This window comes from Kocuria rhizosphaericola (assembly GCF_044462205.1).
Classification (GTDB): domain Bacteria; phylum Actinomycetota; class Actinomycetes; order Actinomycetales; family Micrococcaceae; genus Kocuria; species Kocuria rhizosphaericola.
On sequence record NZ_JBISWK010000087.1, the window covers coordinates 25,952 to 34,277 of the forward strand.

Genomic DNA, 8,326 nt, shown 5'->3' on the forward strand with positions numbered 1-8,326 from the left:
GTCGCGAGGACGCCCCGGCGCCGTCGCGGGAACGGGACGAGGTCCGGCAGAGCACCCCGCGGCGGACGGGGACCCGCCGCCCGCGGAGTACTGTGGACCCGCGCAGCTCGCGGGCGGTCGGCGTCGCCGGTGTCCGGCCCGCGCCCCGAGCCCTGAGCCCTGAGCCCTGAGGAGACCCCACCGTGCCGAGCCCGCACGCCGATCCGACGACGACCCCGACGTCCCGCCGGGCGCTGGTCTACCTCGCCGTGTGCGTGGTCCTGGTGGGCCTGAACCTGCGCACCGTCTTCTCCAGCTTCTCCGCGATCCTCCCGGAGATCACCGCGGCCGCCGCCCTCCCCGGGTGGGCGGTCACCGTGCTGACCACGGCCCCGGTGACGCTGCTCGGCGTCTTCGCGCCGTTCGCGCCGCGCCTGGCCCGGCGGTTCGGTGCGGAGAACGTGCTGCTGGGTGCCATGGGGGTCCTGACCCTCGGCCTGGTGCTCCGCGGGCTCCCCCTGCCCGGGGCGAGCGCCCTGCCGCTGCTGCTCGCGGGGACGGTCGCGTGCGGCGCCGCGATCGCCCTGGGCAACGTGCTGCTGCCCTCCATCGTGAAACGGGACTTCGCCCACCGCATCGGGCTGATGAGCGGGCTCTACACCACCGCGATCTGCGCCTCCGCCGCCCTCGGCGCGGGCCTCACGTACCCGGTGTTCCAGGCGACGGACTCCTGGCGGGCCTCCCTGGCGGTGTGGGCGGTCCCCGCGGCGGTCGTGCTGGCCCTGCTCGTCCCGGTGGCGGTCGGCCACCGGACCCCCGATCCCCGACCGCCCGACACCGGCGGGCACAGCCCGTGGCGCTCGCCGGTGGCCTGGCAGATCACCCTGTTCATGGTCTTCCAGGCGATGATGTCCTTCAGCGTCTTCGCCTGGCTCGCCCCCATCCTGCGGGACCGCGGGATCGACGGGGCCGCCGCCGGGCTCATCGTGGCGGTGTCCATCCTGCTCCAGATGACGGGCTCGCTCTTCGCCCCGGTCCTGGCCGTGCGACTGGCCGACCAACGGGTGCTCAACGCCACGGTGGCCCTGATGGCCGGCGGCGGCTTCGTGCTCTCCGTCTTCGGGCCCACCCAGCTGATCTGGCTCTGGACCGGGCTGCTGGGGCTGGGCCAGGGCAGCCTCACCGCCGTGGCCCTGACGATGATCGCCCTGCGCACCCGCAGCAGCGACATGGCCGTGCGGCTCTCGGGCATGATGCAGGGCGTCGGCTACGGCCTGGGCTCCTCCGGCACGTTCCTGGTGGGGCAGCTGCTGCACTGGACCGGGGGCTTCGCCGCGGCGGGCGTCATGTTCGCCGTGGTCGGCGTGCTCGCGGCGGTCTTCGGCTGGCAGGCCGGCAGGGCCCGCTTCATCCGGGAGGAGTGAGCACTCCGCCCAGCCGGTCCGCGCGGGCGGGGGTTCACGCGCCGCCGCGCGCCTCGAGCTCCTCGCGCTCCGGCTCCGGCCGAAGCGGCTCGGCGTCCCCGAGCGTGCTGTCGAAGTCCCGCAGGACGGCGGCGGGGAACCCGTGCGCGGTCACGACGCCGCCACGGCACCCCGGGGCGGGGCCGTGGAGGAGCGCTCGACGAGCGAGGTCTGCAGCTGGAGCGGGGGGGTCCGGCGCGATCCGCCGGCGAGCAGCGTGACCGCTCGCTCGACGGCCATCTCCCCCATGGCGTGCAGGGGCTGGCGCACCGTCGTGAGCTTGGGCGAGGCCCAGCGGGCGATCAGCGTGTCGTCGAAGCCGACCACGCTCAGGTCCTCGGGCACCCGGAGGGAGGCCTGGCGCGCGGCCTCGAACGCGCCGAGCGCCGCCTCGTCGGAGGCCGCGAACAGCGCCGTGGGCGGGTCCTCGAGCTCGAGCAGCTCCTGGGCCGCGGCGAAGCCGGCCTCGTAGCTGAAACCGTCGCCCGCCACGAGCTCCGGGTCCTGGCGGATCCCCGCGCTCTCGAGGGCGCTGCGGTACCCGGCCAGGCGCTCGCGCGCCGGGATCGACTGCCCGGCGCCGCGGAGGTGGCCGATCCGGTGGTGCCCCAGCTCCACGAGGTGGGTGGTGGCCTCGTACCCGCCGGCCCAGTTGGTCGAGCCGATGCTCGGCACCGTGGAGGGCAGGCTGTTCACGGGGTCGATGGCCACCAGCGGGATCTGCGCGTGGGCCGCGGCGGTCACCTGCTCCGCGCTCAGCGGCGTGGTGACCGCGATGACCGCGGTCTCGCCCGTGCGACCGCAGCCGGCGAACCACTCGTCGGAGAACGGGGGGACGTCACCCTGCTCCAGGCTCGGCAGCGTGCTCAGCAATAGGTCGGCGTCCGCCCGGCCGCAGGCGTCCACGGCACCGGCCATCACCTGGAGCGAGTAGTTGCTCTCCAAGGTGTCGAAGACGAGCACGATGGCGATCCGCGGCCGGCGGGCGGCCGAGCCCGTGTAGCCGAGGACCGCGGCCGCGGCCCGGACCTTCTCGCGGGTCTCCTCCCCCACGTCGGGGCGGCCGTTGAGCACCTTGGAGACCGTGCCCTTGGAGACGCCCGCCTCGGCGGCGACCTGGCTCAACGTGGTTCTCTTCATCGGGACGGTCTCCTCGGACGCCGAACGGATCTCCGGAACACGGCGAAACGTTTCGCCGTGCCCGGAGCAGTGGTGACCGTCACGCTGGGGGGTTGACGGGTGTGAAACACGCCACTTACTCTTCTTGCAGCGAAACGCTATACGAAAAGTTTCGTAGGCGCAACACCTCGCTCAACCATCAGGAGAACGCCATGACCACCCACCGCAGCCTCCGCCCCGCGCCCGCCGGCGCGCACCGGGCCCCCTTCTCCCGCCGCTCCCTGTCCCGCATCGCGCTCGTGAGCGCCGCGGCGCTGACCCTCGCGGGGTGCGGCGGCGGCAGCGCCCAGGCCGGAGGGGACGCCGGCGCCACCGCCTGGACCCTCACCGGCGGCGCCGAGGAGACGTTCCGCGCCTCCTTCGAGGCCTGGAACGAGAACAACCCCGACGCCCCCATCGAGGCGGAGTACTTCGCGAACGACGCCTTCAAGGAGAAGATCCGCACCGCCGTGGGCTCCGGCAACGCCCCGACCCTGATCTACAACTGGGGCGGCGACAACCTGGAGAGCTACGTCGAGAACGGCAACGTGGTCGAGCTGACCGGCGAGGTGCCCGAGATGGAGGAGCGCGCCCTCGACTCCGTGCTGGAGACCGGCAAGGTGGACGGGACGCTCTACGCCGTCCCGAACAACAACACCCAGCCGGTCATCATGTACTACAACACCAAGCTCTTCGAGGAGGCCGGGGTGAAGGTCCCGACCACCTGGGACGAGCTGCTGGACGCGGTGGAGGCCTTCAAGGCCGAGGGCGTCACGCCGATCTCCGTGGCCGGCTCCAGCCAGTGGCCGTACCTGATGTGGATCCAGTACCTCACCGACCGGATCGGCGGGCCCGAGGTGTTCCAGGCCGTCGTGGACGGCGAGGAGGACGCGTGGTCGCACCCCGCGATCACCGAGGCCCTGGAGAAGATCCAGGAGCTCGTCGACGCCGGCGGCTTCGGCGACACCTACGGGTCGGTGGTGGCCGACGCGGGCGCCGACGTGGCTCTCGTGCACACCGACCAGGCCGCCATGATGCTGCACGGCAGCTGGGTCTACTCCAGCTTCCTCACCGACGCCCCGGAGTGGACCGCCGAGGGGAACCTGGGCTACACCACGTTCCCCGAGATCGAGGGCGGGCAGGGCGACCCGCAGAACATCGTGGGCAACCCGGCGAACTTCTGGGCCGTCTCCGCGGACGCGAGCGAGGAGGAGCAGGCCACGGCCATCGAGTACCTGAACAACACGAACCTCGACGACACCGCCGTCGACACGCTCTTCGACGCCGGGCTGATCCCCGCCGTGGACGGCGTGGAGGACCAGATCGCCGACTCCGAGCACCCGGAGTATCTCGACTTCGCCTACTCCATGGTCCAGGACGCGCCCAGCTTCCAGCTGTCGTGGGACCAGGCGCTCCCGGCCGACCAGGGGCAGGCCCTGCTGACCAACCTCAGCCAGGTCTTCGCCGGCGAGAAGAGCCCCGAGGAGTTCCAGACCGCGATGAACGCCACGCTGTGATGCTGATGCGAGCGCCCGCGAAGCCCCGGAGACGGGTGGGTGCCGGCCCCAGCAACTGGCTGCTGGCGCCCGCCCTGGTCTTCTTCGGCGTCTTCTCGATCGGCCCGCTGCTCGGGGTCCTGGTCCTGTCCTTCATGCAGTGGGACGGGCTGGGCACCCCGCAGTGGACGGGCGGTGCCAACTGGGCCTCCGTGCTCGACGACCCGGTGTCCCTGCAGGCCATGTGGCTGACCGTCAAGCTCACGCTGCTGAGCTACGCCGTGCAGTTCCCGCTGAGCCTCCTGCTCGGCGTGTTCATGGCCGGCCGCCAGCGGTACCGGGAGTTCCTCTCCGTCCTGTACTTCCTGCCGATGCTCTTCTCCGCCGCGGCCGTCGGCATCGCCTTCAGGGCCCTGCTCGACCCGAACTTCGGGCTCTCGAGGGCGTTCGACTCGGCGCTGCTCAGCCAGGACTGGCTGGGGGACCCGAACCTGGCGTTCTACGTCGTCGTGTTCGTCATCTCGTGGTCCTTCATCCCGTTCCACTCGCTGCTCTACCAGGCGGGGGTCCGGCAGATCCCGCAGAGCATGTACGAGGCCGCCACGATCGACGGCGCGGGAACGGTGCGCAAGTTCTTCTCCATCACGCTGCCGCAGCTCAAGTACACGGTCGTGACGTCCTCCACGCTGATGCTGGTCGGCTCCCTGACCTACTTCGACCTCGTCTTCAGCCTCACCGGCGGCGGGCCGGGGACCGCGACCCGCATCCTGCCCCTGGACATGTACCTGACCGGATTCCGCAGCAACCAGATGGGCGAGGCCAGTGTCCTGGCGGTCATCCTCGTCGCCGTGGGGCTCACGCTCGCCCTCGGCCTGCAACGGCTCACCGGGGCCGACAAGATGGAGAGCCAGGCGGAAGGTGCGTAGTCCCATGAGCACACGGCCCGCGGACACCCGTCCCGAGACCGCACGGCCCGAGAGCACGCCCCGTGGGAGCACCCACCGCCCCCGTTCGCGCCGCCGGGGCGTTCCGAACGTCCCGGCGGCCGTCGGCGGGTGGCTGTGGCTGGCCGCGATCATCATCCCGATCTACTACATGGCCATCACGAGCCTGAAGCCCCGCGAGGACTACTACTCCACGAACCCGCTGGTGCCCTCGTCGCCGACGCTGGCGCCGTACGTCACGGTCCTGGAGAACCAGTTCGTCCAGTACTTCCTGAACAGCGTGGTGGTGGTCCTGTTCACGGTCGCGGGGATCGTGTTCCTGTCCCTGCTCGCCTCGTACGTGATCGTGCGCAGCAGGACAGGACTGGCCGTGTTCTCGAACCAGCTGTTCCTGCTGGGCATCGCCATCCCGATCCAGGCCACGATCATCCCGATCTACCTGATCATCGTCCAGCTGGGCCTCTACGACACCCTGGCCGCCCTGATCCTGCCGGGCATCGCCTCCGGGATCCCGATCACGGTCCTGATCCTGACCAACTTCATGCGGGACATCCCCAACGAGCTCTACGAGTCCATGACCCTCGACGGCGCCGGCGACTGGAGGGTCTTCCTCCGGCTCGTCCTGCCGCTGAGCGTTCCCGCGATCACCACCGTGGGCGTCTACAACGCCCTCAACAGCTGGAACAACTTCCTGTTCCCGCTGATCCTCACCCAGAGCTCCGAGAAGCGCACGCTGCCCCTGTCCCTGTGGACCTACCAGGGGGAGTTCCAGGCCGACGTCCCCGCCGTCCTGGCCGCCGTCGTCCTCTCGGCGCTGCCGATCCTCGTCCTCTACATCTTCGGGCGCCGGCACCTCGTGGCCGGGCTCACCGCCGGCTTCGGCAAGTGACGCGCCCACCGACCAGAAGGAACACCCCCATGACAGCACCGTGGAACGACCCTGCCCGCCCCGTCCCCGAACGCGTCGACGCCCTCCTGCAGGAGCTGACCCTCGAGGAGAAGGCCGGCCAGCTCGGCAGCTACTGGCTGCGCCCCGACCCGGAGGAGGCCACGGGCGGTGTGGCCCCCATGGAGTCCGCCTTCGCCGACGACCGCTCGACCTTCGAGGCCGCGATCGCGCACGGTCTCGGCCACATCACCCGGGCCTTCGGCAGCGCGCCGATCTCCGCGGCGGACGGGGTGGAGCACCTGCGCACCCTGCAGCGCCGGGTCGTGGAGACCTCCCGGCTCGGGATCCCGGCCATCGCCCACGAGGAGTGCCTCACCGGGTTCACCACCCTCGGCGCCACGTGCTACCCGGCCGCGATCGCCTGGGGCGCCGCCTTCGACCCCGAGCTGGTCCGCACCATGGCCCGGCACATCGGCACCGACATGCAGGGCGTGGGCGTCCACCTCGGCCTGTCCCCCGTGCTCGACGTGGTGCGCGACTACCGCTGGGGCCGCGTCGAGGAGACCGTCGGCGAGGACCCCTACCTCGTGGGCACGCTGACCACCGAGTACGTCCGGGGACTCCAGGAGGCCGGCGTCATCGCCACCCTGAAGCACTTCGCGGGGTACTCCACGTCCCGCGCCGGACGCAACCACGCCCCCGTCTCGATCGGACCCCGGGAGTTCCGGGACGTCGTCCTCGTGCCCTTCGAGATGGCCGTCAAGCTCGGGGAGGCCGGCGCGGTGATGAACTCCTACGCGGACGTCGACGGCGTCCCGCCCGTCGCCGACCCCGAGCTGCTCACCTCGCTCCTGCGGGAGACGTGGGGCTTCGAGGGCACGGTCGTGTCCGACTACTGGGCCGTGAGCTTCCTCGAGTCCATGCACCACGTCGCGGCGGACTCCCGCGACGCCGGCGTCCAGTCGCTGTCGGCCGGGATGGACGTCGAACTGCCCGAGACCGGCTGCTTCGCGGACCTCGCCGCGGCCGTGCGGGACGGCGAACTCGACGAGTCCCTGCTCGACCGCGCCGTTCGGCGGGTGCTGACGCAGAAGGTCGGGCTGGGCCTGCTGGATTCGGGCTTCGACCCCGGCACCGCGGGCGGGGCCGTCGACCTCGACTCCCCGGCGAACCGCCGGCTCGCCCGCCGCATGGCCGAGGAGTCGATCGTCCTGCTGAAGAACGAGGGCGTCCTGCCGCTGGCCGGTGGCACCGCCCGGAAGGTCGCGGTCATCGGCCCCAGTGCCGGCCAGCCCCGCTCGTTCCTCGGCTGCTACAGCTTCACCAACCACGTCCTGTCCCGCTTCGGCGAGTCCGGCACCGGCATCGAGATCACCTCGATCGTCGACGCCCTCGCCGAGGAGTTCGCGGGCGGGGCGACCACCTTCCGCCACGCTCCCGGTGTCGACTTCACCGACCCGGACACCAGCGGCATCGCCGAGGCCGTGGCCGCCGCCGAGGCCGCCGACCTCGCGGTCGTGACCGTGGGCGACCTCGCCGGGCTCTTCGGCACGGGCACCTCCGGCGAGGGCTGCGACGTTGTGGACCTGTCCCTGCCCGGCCGGCAGGCCGACCTCGTCGAGGCGGTGCTGGCCACGGGCACCCCGGTGGTCCTCGTGCTCGTGACGGGCCGCCCCTACAGCCTCGGCGCCTTCGACGACCGCTGCGCGGCGGTCGTGCAGGCCTTCATGCCGGGCGAGGAGGGCGGCCACGCCGTCGCCGGAGTGCTCTCCGGACGGGTGAACCCCTCCGGGCGGCTGCCCGTGGGGATCCCCCGGCACGTGGGCGGGCAGCCCGGGACCTATCTGACCCCGGCCCTGGGCGGGTACTCGGAGGGCGTCTCCAACCTCGACCCCCGGCCGCTGTACCCGTTCGGCCACGGCCTCGGCTACTCGAGCTTCTCCTACGACGCGATCGAGCTGTCCGCGGCGGGAATCGGCACCGACGGCACCGTGGAGGTCGCTGTCACCGTGACCAACACCTCCGACCGGGCAGGCCGGGAGGTCGTCCAGCTGTACCTGAGCGATCCCGTCTCCCAGGTGGTCCGGCCGCTGAAGATGCTCGTCGGCTTCCACAAGGTCGCCCTGGAGGCCGGGCGGAGCGCCCACGTGGTCTTCTCCGTCCACGCCGACCGCACCTCGTTCACGGGCCGCGCCATGCGCCGGATCGTGGAGCCCGGCGAGTTCGTGCTCCGCGCCGGCCCCTCCAGCGAGGACCTGCCCCTGGAGGGCCGGTTCACGGTCACCGGCGAGGTGCGGGACGTGGAGGACGTCGACCGCGTCCTCACGACCCCCGTCGACGTCCGGGCGGCCGACCGCGCCCTCGCCACGGCCGCCGACGCCTCCTGAGCCCGGGGTG

Annotated in this window: 6 protein-coding genes; 5 read left to right on the forward strand and 1 reads right to left on the reverse strand. The window is 71.9% G+C overall.

Annotated features, from left to right (window positions below):
• Positions 1 to 182 precede the first annotated feature (182 nt).
• Positions 183 to 1,403: an MFS transporter gene (locus ACH9D2_RS09200; protein ID WP_396362539.1), complete on the forward strand. Its 1,221-nt coding sequence runs from the start codon at positions 183 to 185 to the stop codon at positions 1,401 to 1,403.
• Positions 1,404 to 1,553: 150 nt separating this feature from the next.
• Here the strand turns inward: ACH9D2_RS09200 and ACH9D2_RS09205 are convergent, their stop codons facing one another.
• Positions 1,554 to 2,582, reverse strand: coding sequence for a substrate-binding domain-containing protein (locus ACH9D2_RS09205; protein ID WP_396362540.1), 1,029 nt, complete (start codon positions 2,580 to 2,582; stop codon positions 1,554 to 1,556).
• Between the two features lie 191 nt (positions 2,583 to 2,773).
• On the opposite strand from ACH9D2_RS09205, the gene ACH9D2_RS09210 reads away from it, so the two are divergent.
• The 4 genes from ACH9D2_RS09210 to ACH9D2_RS09225 are packed head-to-tail and all read left to right on the forward strand — an operon-like array spanning position 2,774 to position 8,316.
• Entirely contained in the window at positions 2,774 to 4,117 is a 1,344-nt protein-coding gene (locus ACH9D2_RS09210; RefSeq protein ID WP_396362541.1) for an extracellular solute-binding protein, read from the forward strand.
• Positions 4,117 to 5,022 (forward strand): carbohydrate ABC transporter permease, encoded by a 906-nt coding sequence (locus ACH9D2_RS09215; protein ID WP_396362542.1) that lies wholly within the window; start codon positions 4,117 to 4,119, stop codon positions 5,020 to 5,022. Before ACH9D2_RS09210 ends, ACH9D2_RS09215 begins: the two co-directional genes overlap by 1 nt.
• A gap of 4 nt (positions 5,023 to 5,026) precedes the next feature.
• On the forward strand, positions 5,027 to 5,929 hold the full coding sequence (locus ACH9D2_RS09220) for a carbohydrate ABC transporter permease (RefSeq protein WP_396362543.1): 903 nt from the start codon (positions 5,027 to 5,029) through the stop codon (positions 5,927 to 5,929).
• A 29-nt stretch (positions 5,930 to 5,958) separates the two neighbouring features.
• A complete protein-coding gene (locus ACH9D2_RS09225) occupies positions 5,959 to 8,316 on the forward strand; it encodes a glycoside hydrolase family 3 N-terminal domain-containing protein (protein ID WP_396362544.1) in 2,358 nt (785 codons plus the stop codon).
• Positions 8,317 to 8,326: the final 10 nt, after the last annotated feature.